The sequence below is a fragment of the Rhizobium sp. NLR10b genome, from assembly GCF_019685435.1.
Lineage (GTDB): Bacteria > Pseudomonadota > Alphaproteobacteria > Rhizobiales > Rhizobiaceae > Rhizobium.
On record NZ_JABDWV010000002.1, the window covers coordinates 369,339 to 388,018 of the forward strand.

At 63.0% G+C, this 18,680-nt stretch carries 18 protein-coding genes and 5 pseudogenes; 14 read left to right on the forward strand and 9 right to left on the reverse strand.

What is annotated here, in order from left to right:
* Positions 1-117 precede the first annotated feature (117 nt).
* Positions 118-308: pseudogene (locus tag HJB91_RS30555) on the reverse strand (DUF805 domain-containing protein); the annotation flags it as partial.
* A 56-nt stretch (positions 309-364) separates the two neighbouring features.
* Positions 365-1,084 carry an adenylate/guanylate cyclase domain-containing protein gene (locus HJB91_RS04285; RefSeq protein ID WP_221153561.1) on the reverse strand — a complete coding sequence of 240 codons (720 nt, stop codon included), beginning with the start codon at positions 1,082-1,084 and terminating at the stop codon, positions 365-367.
* A gap of 311 nt (positions 1,085-1,395) precedes the next feature.
* Here HJB91_RS04285 and HJB91_RS04290 point away from each other — a divergent pair, with 311 nt between their 5' ends.
* From HJB91_RS04290 to HJB91_RS04310, 5 genes are all read left to right on the forward strand, one after another.
* Entirely contained in the window at positions 1,396-2,184 is a 789-nt protein-coding gene (locus HJB91_RS04290; RefSeq protein ID WP_210630924.1) for a DUF899 domain-containing protein, read from the forward strand.
* A 126-nt stretch (positions 2,185-2,310) separates the two neighbouring features.
* Positions 2,311-2,679 (forward strand): DUF4087 domain-containing protein, encoded by a 369-nt coding sequence (locus HJB91_RS04295; RefSeq protein ID WP_221153505.1) that lies wholly within the window; start codon positions 2,311-2,313, stop codon positions 2,677-2,679.
* A gap of 131 nt (positions 2,680-2,810) precedes the next feature.
* A complete protein-coding gene (locus HJB91_RS04300) occupies positions 2,811-3,371 on the forward strand; it encodes an NADH-quinone oxidoreductase subunit B family protein (protein WP_282615039.1) in 561 nt (186 codons plus the stop codon).
* Positions 3,372-3,510: 139 nt separating this feature from the next.
* Entirely contained in the window at positions 3,511-3,888 is a 378-nt protein-coding gene (locus HJB91_RS04305) for a response regulator (protein WP_210630926.1), read from the forward strand.
* 48 nt (positions 3,889-3,936) lie between these two features.
* Positions 3,937-4,191, forward strand: coding sequence for a hypothetical protein (locus HJB91_RS04310; protein ID WP_210630927.1), 255 nt, complete (start codon positions 3,937-3,939; stop codon positions 4,189-4,191).
* 30 nt (positions 4,192-4,221) lie between these two features.
* On the opposite strand, the gene HJB91_RS04315 is transcribed toward HJB91_RS04310, so the two are convergent.
* A complete protein-coding gene (locus tag HJB91_RS04315; RefSeq protein WP_221153562.1) occupies positions 4,222-5,145 on the reverse strand; it encodes a LysR family transcriptional regulator in 924 nt (307 codons plus the stop codon).
* A gap of 100 nt (positions 5,146-5,245) precedes the next feature.
* Here HJB91_RS04315 and HJB91_RS04320 point away from each other — a divergent pair, with 100 nt between their 5' ends.
* The 4 genes from HJB91_RS04320 to HJB91_RS04335 all read left to right on the forward strand — a co-directional run bounded on the left by HJB91_RS04320 (position 5,246) and on the right by HJB91_RS04335 (position 10,246).
* Complete coding sequence (locus tag HJB91_RS04320) at positions 5,246-6,127, forward strand: NmrA/HSCARG family protein (RefSeq protein WP_221153506.1); 882 nt, start codon at positions 5,246-5,248, stop codon at positions 6,125-6,127.
* Positions 6,128-6,278: 151 nt separating this feature from the next.
* The gene (locus tag HJB91_RS04325; RefSeq protein WP_210630929.1) at positions 6,279-7,079 is read left to right on the forward strand and encodes a class I SAM-dependent methyltransferase; all 801 of its coding nucleotides are present in this window, start codon (positions 6,279-6,281) and stop codon (positions 7,077-7,079) included.
* A 472-nt stretch (positions 7,080-7,551) separates the two neighbouring features.
* Positions 7,552-9,063 carry a DUF1800 family protein gene (locus HJB91_RS04330; protein ID WP_210630930.1) on the forward strand — a complete coding sequence of 504 codons (1,512 nt, stop codon included), beginning with the start codon at positions 7,552-7,554 and terminating at the stop codon, positions 9,061-9,063.
* A 10-nt stretch (positions 9,064-9,073) separates the two neighbouring features.
* Positions 9,074-10,246: a DUF1501 domain-containing protein gene (locus HJB91_RS04335; RefSeq protein ID WP_210630931.1), complete on the forward strand. Its 1,173-nt coding sequence runs from the start codon at positions 9,074-9,076 to the stop codon at positions 10,244-10,246.
* Between the two features lie 211 nt (positions 10,247-10,457).
* Here the strand turns inward: HJB91_RS04335 and HJB91_RS04340 are convergent, their stop codons facing one another.
* On the reverse strand, positions 10,458-11,045 hold the full coding sequence (locus HJB91_RS04340; protein ID WP_210630932.1) for a hypothetical protein: 588 nt from the start codon (positions 11,043-11,045) through the stop codon (positions 10,458-10,460).
* An 18-nt stretch (positions 11,046-11,063) separates the two neighbouring features.
* Positions 11,064-11,450, reverse strand: a complete 387-nt coding sequence (locus HJB91_RS04345; protein ID WP_064803309.1) for an acyl-CoA thioesterase — start codon at positions 11,448-11,450, stop codon at positions 11,064-11,066.
* Between the two features lie 273 nt (positions 11,451-11,723).
* On the opposite strand from HJB91_RS04345, the gene HJB91_RS04350 reads away from it, so the two are divergent.
* From HJB91_RS04350 to HJB91_RS04360, 3 genes are all read left to right on the forward strand, one after another.
* Positions 11,724-13,544, forward strand: coding sequence for a methyl-accepting chemotaxis protein (locus tag HJB91_RS04350; protein WP_210630933.1), 1,821 nt, complete (start codon positions 11,724-11,726; stop codon positions 13,542-13,544).
* Between the two features lie 151 nt (positions 13,545-13,695).
* Positions 13,696-15,042 carry an extensin family protein gene (locus HJB91_RS04355; protein ID WP_221145322.1) on the forward strand — a complete coding sequence of 449 codons (1,347 nt, stop codon included), beginning with the start codon at positions 13,696-13,698 and terminating at the stop codon, positions 15,040-15,042.
* 115 nt (positions 15,043-15,157) lie between these two features.
* Positions 15,158-15,505, forward strand: a complete 348-nt coding sequence (locus tag HJB91_RS04360; RefSeq protein WP_210630935.1) for a CAP-Gly domain protein — start codon at positions 15,158-15,160, stop codon at positions 15,503-15,505.
* Positions 15,506-15,582: 77 nt separating this feature from the next.
* On the opposite strand, the gene HJB91_RS04365 is transcribed toward HJB91_RS04360, so the two are convergent.
* Together HJB91_RS04365 and HJB91_RS30560 are read right to left on the reverse strand one after the other, a co-directional pair.
* Positions 15,583-15,915, reverse strand: coding sequence for an NUDIX hydrolase (locus HJB91_RS04365; RefSeq protein ID WP_221153507.1), 333 nt, complete (start codon positions 15,913-15,915; stop codon positions 15,583-15,585).
* 97 nt (positions 15,916-16,012) lie between these two features.
* Positions 16,013-16,123 (reverse strand): annotated as a pseudogene (locus tag HJB91_RS30560) (siderophore-interacting protein); the annotation flags it as partial.
* A 109-nt stretch (positions 16,124-16,232) separates the two neighbouring features.
* Here HJB91_RS30560 and HJB91_RS04370 point away from each other — a divergent pair.
* Together HJB91_RS04370 and HJB91_RS04375 are read left to right on the forward strand one after the other, a co-directional pair.
* The gene (locus HJB91_RS04370) at positions 16,233-17,192 is read left to right on the forward strand and encodes an acetylxylan esterase (protein WP_221153508.1); all 960 of its coding nucleotides are present in this window, start codon (positions 16,233-16,235) and stop codon (positions 17,190-17,192) included.
* Positions 17,189-17,916, forward strand: a pseudogene (locus HJB91_RS04375) (esterase family protein). The gene HJB91_RS04370 and the pseudogene HJB91_RS04375 overlap by 4 nt, the downstream one beginning before the upstream one ends.
* 48 nt (positions 17,917-17,964) lie before the next feature.
* Here HJB91_RS04375 and HJB91_RS04380 read toward each other — a convergent pair.
* Together HJB91_RS04380 and HJB91_RS04385 are read right to left on the reverse strand one after the other, a co-directional pair.
* A pseudogene (locus HJB91_RS04380) lies at positions 17,965-18,390 on the reverse strand (type II toxin-antitoxin system VapC family toxin).
* Positions 18,387-18,586 (reverse strand): annotated as a pseudogene (locus tag HJB91_RS04385) (FitA-like ribbon-helix-helix domain-containing protein). The pseudogenes HJB91_RS04380 and HJB91_RS04385 overlap by 4 nt, the downstream one beginning before the upstream one ends.
* Positions 18,587-18,680 lie beyond the last annotated feature (94 nt).

Consider the following 18,680-nt stretch of genomic DNA (forward strand, 5'->3'; position numbering starts at 1 on the left):
CACCGGTTTACGGTCGGTGATACTTGGAAGCGGACTGCGCATCCCGCAATGCGCTCAGCGGATAGGCCGTGCCACGAAGGCAACACCTAACCCGCGAGGGCCATCCTCACACCTTGCTCAAGCTAAGACGGCCTCCCTGGAAGCATCTGCTGTCGACGCCCTGCAGTACCATACGAGCGCGACAGCCGATCCAATGGGAACTAATAGTCCAAGAAGCTGCCACCACCCGCTTCGGTTGATGTGTCGTGAAGGCGTCGGGCGGCCATGGCGATCGACGGAAGAAACTTGACCGGCGACGAGATCCGGCTGCAGCTCCCATGTTGGCGGCGGGATGATGCTTTGAGAAGACCGCAATCGCCGTCGCTCAACGCTTGACCAGAACGCGTGCCTGCACGGGCTGCTCGATGCCCTTCAGCGCCAGCATGCGCGTTTCGGCGTCTGCCGCGAATTCGGGAGCCTTCGCGGCCGTTTCGGCCGAGATCAGGATCTCGCCGGCTGCCGCTTGGGATTCGAGCCTTGCGGCCTGGTTGACAACGCCGCCGATCGCAGTGAAATCGCTGCGGAAGCTCGAGAATTCGCCGATCTGGACCTCGCCGGAATGGATGCCGACGCCGACGCCCAAGGTGCGGCCGGACAGGGCGTTGAGTGCCAGCCCGCTCAACGCCGCGGCGCAGTTGCGCTGGATCTCCTGGGCGGCGCTGATCGCGGCGCTGGCGTGATCCTTGCGGATGATCGGGAAATTGAAGATCGCCATCAGGCCGTCGCCCATTTGCTTGTTGACGATGCCGTCATGCGCCCAGATCGCCTGGGCGCAGCGATCCTGGAACAGGCTGACGATTTCGCTCAAGCGCACTGCCTCTATACGCTCGGAAAGATCGGTAAAGCCCCTGATATCGGCAAACAGGATGGTGGCGTCGACGGTGATCTGGCGCTGCTTCTTCACATATTGGAAGGAGCGCTCGCAAATCGTGCAGATATCGGGATTCATCTTGCTGCGGGTAATGCCGAAGGCGCGAAAGGGAAGCGCGAGCGGGCCGCCGATCGGGATCGGCATATGCATCTGATCCCAGCAGCCCCGGCAGATCCTGGCGCTGCCATGCCGTGCCTGCTCCGTGAAGGTGGTTCTGTCGTCATGTCACGTGATCCAATGGCCTTGGTGAAGCTTCCGTCAACATGTGGGTTTTGGCAACTGTTGTGTTGGTTGAGGAGGTATCGTCGGCCGCGGGCGGAGCCATTGCGTTGGCCTACGGACCAACTGCGTTGGCCGTGGGATAACAGACACAGTTGTTACTCCCACTGTTCGATGCCCGATGCGAAACTATCTGCGACCAATCGCGATGCACCGGCTTTCGGACAGGAGGCGCGGGAACTCGCCCCAAAGAGGAGATTGAAGCGATGACTGCAACGGTTCAGAATGGAAAGGGCGGACAGGCCATGCGGAGGCCGCCCGTCGTGTCGCAGGAGGACTGGGAGGCGGCTCACAGGCTGCTTCTCGTGAAGGAAAAGGCGCATACGCGTGCCCGAGACGCGCTTGCCGCCGAGCGGCGGCGCATGCCGTGGATGGCCGTCGAAAAGCAATATGCTTTCGAAGGACCGCGGGGCAGGATCAGCCTGCTTGACCTGTTCGAGGGCCGGCACCAGCTCATCGTCTACCGCGCCTTTTACGAGCCCGGCGTCTTCGGCTGGCCCGAGCATGCCTGCCGCGGCTGCTCGATGGTGGCCGATCAGGTCGCCCATGTCGCTCATCTCAACGCCCGCGACACGACGCTGGTCTTCGCCTCGCGCGCGCCGCAGGCCGACATAGAGCGCCTGAAGGAACGGATGGGCTGGACGGTGCCGTGGGTGACGATCACCGACGACTTCGACAAGGATTTCGGCGTCGACGAGTGGCACGGCACCAATGTCTTCTACCGTGACGGCGAGCGCATCTTCCGCACCTATTTCGTCAACAATCGCGGCGACGAGCAGATGGGCGGCACCTGGAATTATCTCGACATCACGCCGCTCGGGCGCCAGGAAGTCTGGGAGGATTCGCCTGCGGGCTATCCACAGACCCCGACCTACAAATGGTGGAACTGGCACGACAGTTACGTTGCCGACGCCGAGCCAGACAAGAAATGGGTTGAAGTGTCAGATGCCGGCGAGGCGGCGTTCAGGGAGGAAGCAGCAAAGGCGAAATCATAGGCCGGAGCCTCGAAGGGCAAGGGCGGGTGGATGACACCGATGGAGGTCGTCCCAGGCCAATTGGAAAACCCCAGTTGCCTTGCCGGGCACCGACCATGCATAGTGGGAGGTGACTTGGAGGGGCCGATGACCAGATTGCATGCGCTTGTTCTAATGGTGCTTCTCGCGCCCGCCGCGGCGCATGCCGAACGCCGCTGCGGCTGGCTGGACAATCCCTCGATGGCCAAATGGTTGCTCATGGACGCCGGCGGCGGCTGGACCATCATGGACAATGGCAGCGGCTACAATGCGGCCGAGGGAATGGACAAGATCCCCGACCTGACGGCCGGCGAATTTGTCTACACCTATGCCGCGCATGGTTATGCCTGCGCCTGCATGGATGTTGACACGGACGGTGAGGAGGGGATCACCCGTATTCACTCCGTGCGGCAATTGCCGCTCTCGCGATGCCGCAACGACGCCGCGATCCGCGGGTTCCTCGATAAGGATCAGTGATCCCGGCTGCCGGTGCCGGCGTCGGACTTCCGAAAAACATAGGAAGCAAATGTTCGCTATTGTACCGGGGCGGGTGCGGCAGAAACTTTGGCGTCTCCGCTTCGTTGGAGGTCGGCTCAGAGGAGAAGACGGTGCCGCCCTTTACGCAACCGCACCCGACTCCAGGCAATTTCCGGTTTCCCGGTGAACAGCGGCAGGGCGACCCGATGATGGGAAAGATCAATGCCGAGCTTGCCGACAAGGGTTTTCTCGTTACCAGCACCGACGAACTCATCACCTGGGCGCGCACCGGCTCACTGATGTGGATGACCTTCGGTCTTGCCTGCGGCGCCATCGAGATGATGCAGATGTCCATGCCGCGCTACGATATCGAGCGCTTCGGCGTCGCCCCGCGCGCAAGCCCAAGGCAGTCGGACCTGATGATCGTGGCAGGTACGCTGTGCAACAAGATGGCGCCGGCGCTGCGCAAGGTTTATGACCAGATGCCGGAACCGCGCTATGTCATCTCCATGGGCTCCTGCGCCAATGGCGGCGGCTATTACCATTATTCCTACTCCGTCGTGCGCGGCTGCGACCGGGTGGTGCCGGTCGACATCTATGTTCCCGGCTGCCCGCCGACGGCCGAAGCGTTGCTCTACGGCATCCTGCTCCTGCAGCGGAAGATCCGGCGCAACGGCAGCACCGAGCGGTAGCTCGCGATGGCCTTACGGGATTGCTTACCATTTTCCGCACGCCCATCCTTCGCTGCGGAAACTTTCGAGCGGGAGTTGCGTTAGGACGGTGACCGGGGATGTATCCACCGGCGAGCCTGCCATGGGAGGAGGATGATCCATGAAAGTCATGATCGTTGAAGACGAGGGTTTTATTGCCCTGGAACTCGAACGTATCGCGCAGGATGCCGGGCACCAGACGGTCGGGCCGGTTTCGACCATTGAGCAGGCTCTCGCTTATGCTCCGAAAAGCGATCTCGCACTCGTCGATCTCAGTCTCGCCGACGGGGTCAGCGGCGCGCAGCTCGCACGCCGGCTGATCGACCGCTACGGCGTCGACGTTATCTTCGTGACTGGCAGTCCGGAAAGCGTCGGAAACGGCATTGAGGGCGCGCTCGATGTGATCGCCAAACCTTTCACCGACGAGAGGATCACCGGCGCACTGGCGAGGGCGCAGGCGTTGCGCAGAGACTACGAAGGCAGAAACGCTGTTTTCTGAGTGAGCAAAGTTGTATTCTTCCGTTACCATTATCACCGGGAGGCCAGGATGAAGCACGCGCTCTTTGTCGTTTTCTTCGCCCTTACCGCGTGCGCCAGCACCGCCGGCGGACCGCAGCCTCTTCCGGATAGTCTCACCTATGGCGGAAAACTAGTGCGTTCACCTTATCGTCCGGGAACGGTGGTCCAGCACACTTTTCTCGGCGCCTTCGGCTACCGCGTCTTCGAGACCTATGTCGTTCAGCCGGACGGAACGCTCAAGCTGACCTCGCAGACGACCGGGCCGGATTTCCTCTGGCGGTAAAACAGGCAGCATTTTCACCGAGGCCAGGGCTTATTGCGATATGATCGCCGGCGCATTCAATGCGCCATAGCCGACGTTGAGCCGATCGATTGCCAATTGGACGAATGCCTTGACCAGCGGCGACAGGTGCTGACTGCTGGGATAGACGACATGCAGGCCGCCGGCTGGGGTCGTGTAGCCGTCGAGGACGCGTTGCAAACGGCCGTCGGCAATACAGGCTGCGGCGGCGCCGTGCGGCAGTTGCGCGATGCCGTAGCCGGCGATCGCGGCGGCCATGACCGCCTGCATCTCGTTGGCGGCGAAGCGTCCCGATACCGCTACGGTTTCCCGAATGTCCGCGCCCTCCAGCACCCAGTGCGCATTGGCCGCCGACGGACCGGCGATGACGCAATCGTGGCTGGCGAGGTCCGCCGGCCGATCCGGTGCGCCGCAGCGCGCGAGATAGTCGGGGCTGGCACAGAGAATCCGGTAGGTCGAGCCGAGCTTGCGGGCGATCAGCGTCGAATCCTCCATAATGCCGGTGCGGAAGGCGAGGTCGATGCCGTTCTCGATGAGGTTGAGCCGGTCGTCGGACAGGTGCAACTCCACCCTGGTTTTCGGGTAAGTCGCCAGGAAATCGAACATGGTGGCGGAGAGGAAATGACCGCTGAAGCCGACGGGCGCGGAGATCCGGATCGTGCCGGCGGGCTCGGTCCGCGCCTCGGCCAGCCGAAGGTTCGCCTGCTCGAGGGTGCGAAGCGCCTCACTGCTCTCCTCGTAATAGAGGCGTCCCGCATCCGTCAGCCTGAGGCTGCGGGTGGTCCGCTGCAGGAGCCGTACACCGAACTCGCGCTCGAGCGCGGCGATACGACGGCTGACCGTCGTCTTTGGCATGGCAAGCAGGCGGGCGGCGGCGGTGAAGCTGCCGGCCTCGACCACGCGGGCGAAGACGACGATATCGTTGAGATCGAGCATTGTATTCACCAGTGGCACGATGTTTCTCATTCTTAGGCTATTATGGTTCAATGCGGCAAGCCTTACCTCTGGCTCATCGCCAACCACAAGGAGCAGAGACATGAGCAAGGAAAGAAGTGTACTGGTAACGGGCGCGACCGGACAGCAGGGCGGCGCGGTCGCACGCGCATTGCTGGCGCGGGGCCACCGCGTCAGGGCGATCTGCCGGAATCCGGAGAGCGACAGCGCCAGCCGCCTGGCCGCGGCGGGAGTCGAAGTTGTCGCCGGTGATCTCGACGATGCCGGGTCGGTGACGCAGGCTGCGAGCGGCGTGGATACGATGTTCCTGATGGGCAATAGCTACGAGGCGGGGACGGATGCGGAAAACCGCCAGGGCATCACCGCCGCGAATGCGGCGAAGGCTGCCGGTATCGGGCACTTGATTTATTCCTCCGTCGCTGACGCCGATAGAAAGACCGGCATTCCGCATTTCGACAGCAAGTTTCTGGTCGAGCAGCATATTGCCGGGCTCGGCGTTCCCTACACGATCAGCGCGCCCGTCGCCTTCATGGAAAACACCGTGGCGCCCTGGGCTCTCGACGGGCTGCGCCAGGGCGTCTACGCCGCGGCCCTGCCGTCCGGGCGCGTGCTGCAGCAGATCTGCCTTGCCGATATCGGCGCCTTCGTCGCGGCCTTGGCCGAACGGCGCGAACGGGTGTTCGGCAGGCGTTTCGACATCGCCGGCGACGAATTGTCCGGCGAGGAGCAGGTGAAGATCCTATCGGAAGTGCTCGGCCGCCCGATCGGCTATCAGGAATTGCCGATTGCCGCGATGCGGCAGCAGAGCGAGGATGCGGCGCGGATGTACGAATGGTTCGATCGCACCGGCTACGACGCCGACATCGCCTTCCTTCGCCGCGATTTTCCTGATGTCGGCTGGCACCGTTATGCCGATTGGGCACGCGGGTTTGATTGGAGCGTTCTGGATAAAGCTGGCGGCTGACGCGCTCCACGGCGGTTGACGGGTGGCAGATCCTCGGCGCAGGGCCGAGGATGCGGGAGAAGGAGGTCCGGCGGACCGACAGCGATTATCCGCTTGCGGCCGCCGATGGCGCGTTCATAATCAGCCATCGTCCTTGGGGGAGGAGGCTTTCATGCCGTCGAGTTTTCATGTCGAAAGTGCGGATGGGTACGAGCGGCTGATGGGCCGCTGGAGCCGGAAGCTGGCGCCGATGCTCATCGATTTTGCCGGGCTGGCGGATGGCGATCGCGTGCTCGACGTCGGCTGCGGCACCGGCAGCCTGGCGTTTACGCTTGCGCAAACGCCAGGCCTGCGGGAGATCGCCGCCATCGATTATTCTCCTGTCTTCGTCGAGGCGGCGAAACGGGCCAATACCGATCCACGCATTTCGATCCAACAGGCGGATGCCTGCTCCTTGCCTTTCGAGGACGGCTGTTTCGACAGGGCGATGTCGCTGCTGATGCTGCATTTCGTGCCGGAGGCCGGCAAGGCGGTGGCCGAGATGGCCCGCGTCGTCCGCCCCGGCGGTGTGGTCGCCGCCGCCGTCTGGGATCATTACGGCGGTATGTCGAATATGCGAATGCTGTGGGATACGGCCGTCATGCTCGACGAGGACGCGCTGCCGCTGCGCCGCCGATATTGTTTCCAGCCGATGATGCGGCCGGGGGAAATGAAACAGACCTTCATCGCGCAAGGCCTTTCCGACGTCGAAGAAACCTCGCTCCTGGTGCGGATGGACTATCTTTCCTTCGACGATTATTGGCAGCCGATCGCGGCCGGCGAAGGGCCGCTCGGCAGATACGTTGCGGGGCTCGAGCCGGACAAGAAAAAGGCCGTCGACGCCGCCATTCGGGCCGCCTATGAGGCCGGCGAGCCGGATGGGCCGCGATCGTTTGCTTCGGTGGCGTGGGCGTGCCGGGGCAGGGTGGCTTGAGACGGTCGGGCGGATGCGTCTGTTACGATGAAGAGGCGCAAGGGCATGCGCCAGCGCTCAAGAGCCTCATCCGCAGGTGCCTCGAAGGACGAGGCGGGTGTTGCGGCGGCGAAAAGTTGCAAAAAGCAAGGTTGAGGCGCGTGCTTCGAGTTCCGCCCTCGGGCCGCACACCTCAGCACGAGGAAAGCTGGAGGATGCCGCCAAAGGCCCGAGAGAGCCTCATCGTGAGGGGCGTTGGCGGGAGCCGCGTTCGAAAGTGCTCGCTGAATGAAATGCCAGAGCCGTCGGCGGGTTGAAACTGAAGCCGCCTACGGCAGTACATCGGAGCATCCTTCATTTTCCGCGCATGAAACCTGAGCGTTTTCAGTAGATTACAAATCGTCCATGTCGTGATATCGCCGCATTTCCTACAGATTCCCGTCGCAATCGGCTGTCAGCCTGTCACCATCAAGTGATCAGGAGGTGATCGGGCATGAGCCTCTCTTTCCCGACGATGGCGGCGATCCGTTTCGGTTATGGTTTCCGGCCGGGCGAGGTGGCGCCGCAAAGCAAGGACGAGCTGATCGGGCAATTGTCCAAAGGCGCGGCGGCAACGCCGGATTTTCCGCTCGGCGGCCCCGATATGCGTCACCGGGCGATCCTCAGCCTGCAGGCGCAGCTGAAGCAGATCCGCGAAGATGCCAAGACGGTCACCGACGATCCGACGCGGCGCGAGATGCGCAAGGCTGTGCAGCGCCAGGCGCAGCAACAATTCCAGCACGATGCAAACCTGCGGCTGATGCAGGCGGTGCTGTCGCCCTACGGCTTTTACGAGCGGCTTTCGACCTTCTGGACCGATCATTTCTCCACCAGCGCCAACAAGAGCCTGCCGATGCGCCTTATCGTGCCGCTCTACGAGGCCGAGGCAATCCGGCCGTTCATTTCGGGCAGGTTCGGCAATCTCCTGCGCAGCGCCACCGCTCATCCCGCCATGCTGATCTACCTCGACCAGGCGGATTCGCTCGGGCCGGATTCGGCGGGCGGCGTCAAGCGCAACAAGGGGCTGAACGAAAATCTCGGACGCGAACTCCTGGAACTGCACACGCTCGGGGCCGGCAGCGGCTATACCCAGGCGGATGTTACCGCCGCGGCCATGGTGCTGACGGGCCTCACCATCGACCGCAAGGAGATGGATATCGCCTTTCGGCCGACCATTTCGGAGCCCGGCACGCATGAGGTGCTCGGCGTCAGTTATGGCGGGCGCCGGCGCTCGCGCGAAGATTATCTCGACATGCTCGATGACCTCTCGGTCCATCCGAAGACGGCGGCGCATATCAGCCACAAGCTCGCGGTGCATTTCGTCTCCGACCAGCCAGACGAGGGGATGGTCTCTGACATGGCGGCGGCTTGGAGAAAGACAGATGGCGATCTCACCGCCGTCTACACCGCCATGCTCGACCATCCGGCCGCCTGGCAAAACGAGGGCGCCAAGGCGCGTCAGCCATTCGATTTTATCGTTGCCGGCCTGAGGGCGCTGAATGCGGGGCCGGTCAACGGCGTCGTCGGCAGCTTCCTGGCAGCCAATCAGCAGGGAACGGATGAGGGCGATATGGCTGCCAATACGCCCGGCATGGCGGGAGCGCCAGTGACGACGGACCCCGCCGGAGAGGCGAGGGACAAGCGGCTCAAGGCCTTTCGGGCGGCGCGGGCGTTGGGGCAGGGGGCGCTGAAGCGCATGGGCCAGCCGACCTGGCTGCCGCCGAGCCCTGCCGGTTTCGAGGAAGGCTTTTCCGCCTGGATCAGCGGCAGCCAGCTCGCCGAGCGCCTGGCCTGGGCAAGGCGGGCCGCGGCGCAGTTCGGCCGCGACGAGGATCCGCGCGAGTTCCTGAGATCGACGCTTGCCGATGCCGCCCGCGACGAGACGATCCGCGTGGTATCGCAGGCGCCGAACAAGATCAGCGGTTTGACGCTGGTGCTGGCATCGCCGGAATTCAACCGCCGATAGGAGGCTCTCAATGAACCGGATTTTGCTTTCCCGCCGCGGCTTTCTGACATCGGCCTGCTGTATTGCCGCCGCCCCCCTCTTCACGCCGGTCACCTTTGCGGCGATGCCGGGCGATAATCGTTTCGTCACCATCGTCCTGCGCGGCGCAATGGACGGACTCGACCTGGTGCAGCCTTACGGCGATGCCGGCTTTGCTGCGCTCAGGCCGACCCTGGCGCTGACGCCGGACAGCGGACTTCTCGATCTTGATGGGCATTTCGGCCTCAATCCCGCCGCCGCCGACCTGATGCCGCTCTGGAAGAGCCGAGAACTCGCCTTCGTCCATGCGGTGTCGACGCCCTATCGCGACCAGCGCAGCCATTTCGACGGGCAGGACATGCTTGAGTCTGGCGGCGAACATGTCGCCGAGGAAAAGACTGGCTGGCTGAACCGGGCGCTCGCCGTCATCCCGCGGTCGGATGCGCGCAAGGCGATCGACGTCAACACGTCGACGGAACTGATCCTCTCCGGGCCGAACAATGTCGACGTCTGGGCGTCGGATTCCAATCTGGCGCCGGCGCGTGACGAGATGCAGTTCCTGGCGCGGCTTTATGCCGGTGATCCGCCCTTCGCCCAGGCGCTTGCCGAGGCGACGCGAGCCGACAGCGCGGCGATGATGGTCGAGCCGGACGGCGAGCGCGGCGAAAAGATCGGCGACGTCGCGGCGCTCGCGGCCAACATGCTGAAGGGCGACTACCGCATCGCCAGCTTCTCGATCACCGGCTGGGACACCCATATCGGCCAGGCCGGCCAGTTCAAGCGGCCGGCCGGGGATCTCGCCCAGGCGATCAACACGCTGAAGGTGACGCTGGGCTCGGAGATCTGGTCAAAGACGGTGGTACTCGCCATGACCGAATTCGGGCGTACCGTCCGACAGAACGGCTCCGCCGGCACCGACCACGGAACCGGCGGCTGCGCCGTACTTGCCGGCGGCGCGATCGACGGCGGCCGTATCCTCGGCCGCTGGCCCGGGCTCGGCGACGGGCTACTGCTCGACGACCGCGACCTGATGCCGACCGCCGACGTGCGCGAGGTGGCGGCGGCGATGCTTTACCGGCAGTTCGATGTCGGCGTGGATGATCTGACGGGGAAGATATTTCCCGGGCTGGGGTTTGATAGGGGGTCGCAGTTTTTGAAGGTGTGAGAGGTGGTTTCGCATAGCGGGATCGATCGGCCGGTGAACCAATTGCAGGGCCGGACGCTCTGAGGGAGGTGATGCGTCGGGCGGCCGCCTGCTCTTGCCTGTGCTTCGCCAAGGGAGCAAGCCGCTGCCCGGCCCTTCGCTTTAGGCTCAGGGCGTTCGTCGCTGCAATCGGTTCACTGGATCGATTGCTCGGGCCGCGCCCGATCGCTCCTCACCCCAACACATCGTAAAGTCTGAAGATGAAGCTCACCTGGTAGAGCAGGTTGGCGATGACGAAGATGGTGTGGAAGCGGCGGTTCGCGGTCCAGGCGGCGATGGCGCAGAGCAGGATGTAGACGATATTGCGGGCGGGATATTCCCAGCCGAGCGAGAGGATACGCTCCGGACCTTTGATCGCCGTATCGAGGATATCGACGGCGTAGATCAGGCCGAGGATGCCGAAGAACCATTTGCGCCTTGAAATGAAATATTCCTCGTAGCCGCCATATTCCTCGAGGCTCGCCGGGAAGAGCAGGGCGCAGAGCAGGAAGAACAGGCTGCAGAAGCAGACGAGGAAGAGATAGATGCCGAAGCCGATGGCGGGCACGGCCTGCAGGCGATATTCCCACCACCAGATATGGATGATGAAGAGGAACAGCGACAGCGCCCAGCCGAGGTGAATTGGATAAACCTTCGCCTTGGCCGGATGCTGGACGATGCCGGCAACGCCAGTGAGCAGCCTTGCAAGCGAAAGGCTGATGACCATGCCCATCACCACCTTGATATGAAGGAAGACTTCCGGCGAGCTGACCGTTTCCATCGTGTCGATCCCGGGCTGTCACTCCTCGGGGACTTGCTTGGGCTTGCCCTCTTCGTCGAGCGCCACCATGATGAAGGTGGCGGCGGTGACCTTTTCCATCTTGGCATAACGCGAGCGGTGCGCCCACGCTTCGACGATCAGCGTAATCGATGTGCGCCCGACGCGGTCGATATCGGTATAGACCGACAGCGTATCGCCGATCTTGACCGGCAGTTCGAAGGCCATCTCCTTGACGGCGGCGGTGACGACGCGGCCCTTGGCGCGCTCGGCGGCACGAATACCGGAGGCAAGGTCCATCTGCGCCATGACCCAGCCGCCGAAAATATCGCCGGCCGGATTGGCATCGCCCGGCATGGCGAGCGTGCGCAGCGTCAGTTCGCCTCTCGGCTTGGCGGCATCGGTCATGGAAGGTTCCCTCAGGCTGGGTGTTACGATTCTGCAGCCACGTTAGGCGAACTCGTTGTGTCGACCAATCCCTTTCGGTGCCAGCGAAGGCGGCGGTGCAAATATCGCGACCGTCACCGAGCTGAAATCTCAATCGATTTCAGCTAGTTGAATTTTACAACCGACACTTCAGCTTGCGTTATTTAATTATCTTCTAATAAAACTTTACGCTCCAGTAATTGAGGTGGTTCACAATGAAAGCGGTCTCATATCCAAGAATCGCCGGGAACCCTCATGCGTAACGTCAAGATTTCCACCCGTCTTTACTGCCTCGTCGGCTTCACGCTTGCCGTGCTTGCGGCGACGATGGTCTTCTTTCTGAACTTTTCCTATTCCGAGCTGGAAGCGGAGCGGAAGGCGGGGCTGGAGAAGATGGAGGCCACGGCGCTCGGCATCTTCGACAAATATTACAAGATGGAACAGGCGGGCACGATGACCCGCGAGCAGGCGCAGGCGGCCGCCAAGGACGTGATCGGCGCCATGCGCTACGGCGCCGACGGCTATTTCTGGATCAACGACATGCGCCCCGCCATGGTGATGCACCCGATCAAACCGCAACTGAACGGCACCGATATCTCCCAGATGAAGGACCCGACCGGCAAGTTCCTGTTCGTCGAGTTCGTCAACAAGGTGAAGAAGGACGGCAAGGGCTTCGTTGATTATTACTGGCCGAAGCCGGGCGCCGATGAGCCGGTGCTGAAATATTCCTATGTCGCCGGTTTCGAACCCTGGGGCTGGATCGTCGGCACCGGCGTCTATGCCGATGACCTGGCGGCGCTCTATCGCCAAAATGCGATCTGGGCGGCAGTGCTCTGCCTGCTTGGTGCGGCCGCCACCATTGCGATCGCCTATGCCATCGTCCGCAGTGTAACGGCGCCGATTGCCCGGCTGAAGACGGCGATGAACGCGATTGCTGCCGAGGAAGCATCCGTCGAGATCGCCGGCAGCGAGTGCCGCGACGAGGTGGGACAAATGGCCAAAGTGCTGCTGGTGCTGCGTGACTCCGTCGACGAACGCAGGGCGCTACGCGGCCGCGAAGACGAGCGGCAGCGGCAGATCGAGGACGAGCGCCGCGGCAACGAAGCGAGCCTGCGCTCGGCTTCCGAGCGGCAAAACCGCGCCATGCAGGCGCTCGGCGTCGGCCTGGAGAAGCTTGCAAGCGGCGACCTCACCGTTGCAATCGGCGACATCGGTGAGGACTACGCCAAGCTCAGGAATGATTTCAACGCGGCCGTCGATGCGCTGAACGGCGTCATTCATGCGATTTCCGAATCAAGCCGGGTAGTCAACGACAGCGCATCCGACATCAGTGAGGCGACCGGTAACCTGTCGAAGCGCACCGAGCAGCAGGCGGCCGCACTCGAAGAAACGGCGGCAGCGCTCGACGAAATCACCGCGACGGTCAAGACCGCGTCCGAGCGGGCGAACGAGGCGCGCGAGATGGTGGCCGAAACCAAGGCGAGCGCCGGCCGCTCCGGCGACATCGTCCGCAACGCCGTGACCGCGATGGGCCGGATCGAGGAATCCTCCAGCCGCATTAACCAGATCATCTCTGTCATCGACGAGATCGCCTTCCAGACGAATCTGCTGGCGCTGAACGCCGGCGTCGAGGCTGCGCGGGCCGGCGAGGCTGGCCGCGGCTTCGCTGTCGTCGCCCAGGAAGTGCGCGAACTTGCGCAGCGTTCCGCCAATGCGGCCAAGGAGATCAAGGAACTGATCAGCCGCTCGGCTGCGGAAGTCGAAGGCGGGGTTGCGCTGGTGCGCTCGACAGGTGACGCGCTGCTGGAGATCGAGGCACTGGTCAACCAGGTGAACGACCATGTCGCCTCGATCGCGACGGCGGCGCGCGAGCAGTCTACGGGCCTCAACGAGATCAACAGCTCCGTCAATCACATGGACCAGATGACGCAGCAGAACGCTGCGATGGTCGAGGAGACGACGGCGGCCAGCCGCACGCTCGCCGACGAAAGCACGCAGCTGAAGACGCTGCTTTCGAATTTCCGCCTGCGCGAGGCGGGGCGGCGGGCCGAGACCCGATACACACGGGCAGCGTGAGAAACAGCAGAAATCAAAGGCCGGGCGACCGGCCTTTTTCATTTCCACCGCCTTCAGATTGTGCCGGTAAGTTTTCATTCACCGTTTTTAATTAAAATTGGACCGAGTTTTTTCGGTCACTCTGCGGCCGGCCCATGGAAGCGATAAGAGTATGGCGTTTGTTTCCTTTCCGCGGCGAGCCTTCCTGCCCGTTCTGCTCTCGGCGGCGCTGACCACTTGTTCGATCAGCGACGGGCTGGTGCCACCGGCCAATGTCGACAACGGCACCCGGGTCAGTTCGATTTCACCGTCTCGCGGTGCAGCGCGTATGGCGCCCGCCGTGCGTATGGCGCGGGCGGAGCGCCTTGCGCCTGCGGAAACTCAAGCCTCATATCCCGTTTCCGGCGGGCCGGTCGGCAGCAGCCAGGGCTCGGTCGATTATCTCGATACGCCGAACCTTGCCGGCACCGGGCACGCGGCGCAGGCGCCGCGGACGCTGACGGCGCCGGAATCCCAGAGCCGAAAGCTGCCGATGATCGACAGCGATGAGGCGCTGGCGGCAGGCCAGCCGAACGGCAACTGGGGCGGCACGCAGAACCTTGCTGTCCCGTCCGGCGGTGTCAACATGGACGAGGAGCTCGGGGCCGAACCGGTCGTCGGGCTGGCGCAGGAACAACAGCAGCAGATCGCCGAGGGCAACGCCAGCGAACCTGTCGTCGACGGCATCGGCACCGACAACCCGGCTCAGATCAATCAGCCAGTGCGCCGGCCGGCGCCGCGGGCAATGCCGCAGCCGGCAGCCCAGGCTGAGATGAGCCGAGCCCCCGCCTGGAATGACGGCAGCCCTGTCTTGGAACCGACCCGCGTTCCCGAAGAGGACGAGAGCGAAGAAGTTGCGATGCTCCGGCCGAACAACCCGATGATGAGCCAGCCCGCAGCGCCGGTCGACCCGAGCGTCATGCCGGCTTCCGAGCTCGCCTGCCGGCGCGAACTGAAGCGTATGGGTGTGCTTTTCGACGAGAAGCCGCCGATCTCGCAGGGACCAGCCTGCCAGGTGCCCTATCCGGTGTCGTTGAAGGGGCTTTCCGGCAATATCGGCGTGAAGCCGGCCGTGACGCTGAACTGCCAGGTGACGCTTGCCTTCGCCAAGTGGGTGAAGAACGAGCTGGCGCCGTCGGCCCGCTACCGCTACTGGAGCGGCATCAGGACGATCCAGCCGCTCGGCGGCTATTCCTGCCGCCGCATGAACAACAGCCGGCAGAGATATAATCCGATGTCGGAACACGCCCGCGGCAATGCCATCGACGTCGGCAAGTTCGTGCTGAAGAACGGCCACGCGATCGACGTGCGTAAGAAGGGCCTGTTCTCCTATCGCGAGGGCCGGCTCTTGAAGGCGGTGCGCAGCGACAGCTGCCGCTATTTCAATACGGTGCTCGGACCGGGCAGCAACCCGGAACACTGGAACCACTTCCATTTCGATCTGCGCTCCCGCAAGAGCGGCAAGGTCTATTGCGACTAGGCGAGGGCGCGGCTGCAGCCGCGGCAATTAGGCCCTGTCCCAAGAAAAGGGTTCATCCCGGCCGCCGGACGCGCTATGGACCGGCGAGGCGGATTGCTATTGGAAAGTCTGATCCATGAGCTATGAATTCCATGTCGGCCAGAAGGTCGTCTGCATCAATGATACCTTCAAGCATGTCAGCATCGACCAGCTCATCCGCAAGGGCGAGATCTATACGATCCGCTGGGTCGGCGAATATACCCATTATGTCGATGGCACCTTCATCGGCGTGAAGCTTGCGGAAATCCATCGCGGCAATGATGACGGACCGGAGGGCTATGGTGCCGCCGATATGCCCTATCGCGCGACGCGCTTCCGGCCGCTGATGAAGGACAAGATCGCATCACTGCGCAAGCTTTTGGCGCCGACACCGGATGCGCCGGCGGAGCCGAAAGAAAAGACCAGAAAGAAAGAGAAGGTCTGAGCGCGGTTGTGTCAGCCCGTCTTCAGGCTGAGTGACAGCCCGGTTTGCCTGCTGAGCTCGAGAACGCCATCGCGCGCTCAATCTTTGCTGTTCCCCTGGATGGTCAGACTCATAAGGATTTTACTGAGCTCAGGCAAAGCCAGCTCCGTTTCGCATTTGATTTCGGCGGCGCTAAACCATTTCAGCTTGGTGTGTTCGTCGTCAATCGGTCGCGGGCAGCCTCGCCACCGATCGATGCGATAGATATGGAACCTGGCGGATGTGGCGGATTGGCCTTGCCATCCGAACTTTGTCACAAATTGGCCGCCGGGAAGGCTCCAACGATCCGGATGCTGCCTGCGCCCGGGACTTCGCCTTGCGAGGAGAACGCTTCCATTCTCGATGAGGGCGCCCATCGCGATCTCAGGCATGTCGTCTTCTCCTTTATGTCGGCAAATGCCGGCGAGCCCGCGCTTTTTCCCGGCCGTCTCCCCGTGAGAGGATGGCGGCCGGGTCGGCTGTTCCGGCCTAACCAAATTTCTCAGTCGCATCGGCGTTACCCTGTACCCAATAGCCGGATGCCTTGATCCAGGCGAGTGGGTAGCCCCGCTCCAGCAGATGGGCGCGAATGGTACGTGTCGTCGGGCTTCCGCCGCGGTCCGGTGGTGTTGTGGCGATGCTGATGGTCGCCCCGAGTAAGTACGCGGCAAAACTTGCATGGCCCGCCTTTTCGCGGGACAAGGCTCGAATGAGCATTCCCAAAATACATCCCTTTGCCTTCGATCCGACCTACGGCATGCGGCTTCAGGAGCTTCTTGCAGTCGAGCCGCCGGAGGAGCCCGACGGCTTCGACTCATTCTGGGAGGCGCGGTACCGGAGGGCGCTGACGGTCGATCCGCGGCCGATGCTTTCGCGCAGCCCGCTCAGCCATCCGGATTGGCATGTGCTCGATCTCGTCTATCGCTCGACCGGTGATTTCAGGATCGGCGGCTGGCTGCTGCTGCCGCGTGAGGGGCAGGTGAAGCGCGGCCTCGTCGTCGGGCATGGTTACGGCGGGCGGGATCAGCCTGATTTCGATCTGCCGGTCAGAGAAACGGCGCTGATCTTTCCCTGCTGCCGTGGATTGTCGCTGAGCAGCCATCCGCCGATCTCTCAGAATCCGTCCTGGCATGTGTTGCACGATATCGACAATCGGGACTCCTATATCATCGGCGGCTGCGTCGAGGATATCTGGCTTGCCGTCTCCACACTTGTCGCGTTCTATCCTTGGCTCTTTGGCCATATCGGCTATAGCGGCATCAGCTTCGGCGGCGGCGTCGGGGCAATGGCGATCGCTTATGACGGGCGCATCGACCGCGGCCATCTGGCGCTGCCGAGCTTCGGCCACCAGCCGCTGCGGCTGAAGCTGCCGAGCGTCGGCAGCGCGCAAGGGGTGCAGGAATATCAGGCGGATCATCAAAACGTGCTGGAGACGCTGCGCTTCTACGATGCGGCGACGGCGGCGCGGCGGATCGATGTGCCGATGCTGACGGCAGTGGCGCTTTTCGATCCCGCCGTCGCGCCGCCCTGCCAGTTCGCTGTCGCAAATGCGATACGGAAATATAATGAAATCTTCATCCTGGACGCCGGTCATTTCGATTACCCTGGAAGCGCAGAGCAAGAGGCGGTTCTCCGCGATAAGATCGGACAGTTCTTCAGGGTGACATGAACCGCAAATATCTCAGCTGGTATAGTCCGCGCCTGCATCGGGAGATGGAGATCTTGGTGTTCGGCCATGCCGGCGCCAAGGTGCTGGTGTTTCCGACGCGGGAAGGACGCTTCTTCGAATATGAACAGCTCGGCTTGGTCGGAAGCCTTGCCGATAAGCTCTCCGCCGGCCATCTCCAGCTCTACTGCATCGAGGGACTGGCGGCCGACAGCCTCTACGGCTTCCACCATCATCCGGCCGAGCGCATCCGCCGGCATGCGGCGCTGGAGGATTATATCCTCCACGAGGTGCTGCCGCTGATGGCGGCGAAAAACCCGCATGATTGCACCGTCGTGCATGGATGTAGCCTCGGCGCCTTCCAGGCGGCGAGCCTTGTCTTCCGCCACCCGCATCTCTTCCGTAAGCTCGTCGCCTTTCTGGGCGCTACGACCTGACGATGAAGGTGGACGTGTTCGGCGACCTGTTTGACGGCTACTACGACGACAGCATCTATTTCCACACGCCGACGCATTTTCTGCCCGGCCTCGGCGCCGACTGGCGGCTCGAGCGGCTGCGCGAGATCGAGATCGTGCTGACCATCGGCGATGCCGATCCCTTCCTCGACAACAACCGCTATCTCAGCCGGCTGCTCGGCGAGAAGAACATCCGCCATCAACTGCATGTTTGGGACGGCCGCGCCCACCGCGCCGGCGCCTGGCGAAAGATGGCGCCACTCTACATCTGACCCCTGTGAGCCCGTCCGCTTTTTTCGCTCTGCCGGTTGCGGGAGATGTCAGCCGCGGTCCTCCCATGAATTGATCATGGGGATGCCGGCGGCTTCAAAGGGGCCGGTGTCGCGTGTGGCCACCATGAGGCCGTGTGCGGCGGCTGTGGCGGCGATGTAGCCGTCGGCCTTGCCGTTTGCTTTGCCTGCGGGCTTGGCTTACGCCATCAGGGCGGCATAGGCTTGTGCGGCGCCGAGGTCGAAGGGCAGCACGCGCCCCTCGAACAACGGCAGCACGTCGCCCTCCAGCCGGTCATGCAGAGTGGTGCGGCGCTTGCCGGCGGGCATGGCCGCAATGCCGAAACGCAGCTCAGCGACTGTGACGGCCGAGAGATAGAGGGTTTCGATAGCTTGGGCGTCTATCCACGCCAGCACACGCGGATCGGGCGTGAGCTTCCATGGTTCCGAAATCATGTTGGTACCGATGAGGATCATTCAAACCTCATCGGATCTGCCGGCGTCTTGTCGCGCAACTGGTCGAACAGTTCCGCCTCGGCATCGGTCAGCTCCGCTTCGCGAGCGATGGATGCCAGCAACGAACCGAGCTTCACCCGCTCGGGGGGCGGACGGCCGTCTCAAGAATGTCTCGAATTTCCGCCTCGGTGCTGCGGCCATGCGTGGCCGCCCGAATACGAAGCGCGCAAAGTCTCGCAGCTGAAACCTACGCCGATCCCTCAAATTTCGTTTGCAGGGCGTACCGCTACGGTGAAATCTGGCCTCGCTGG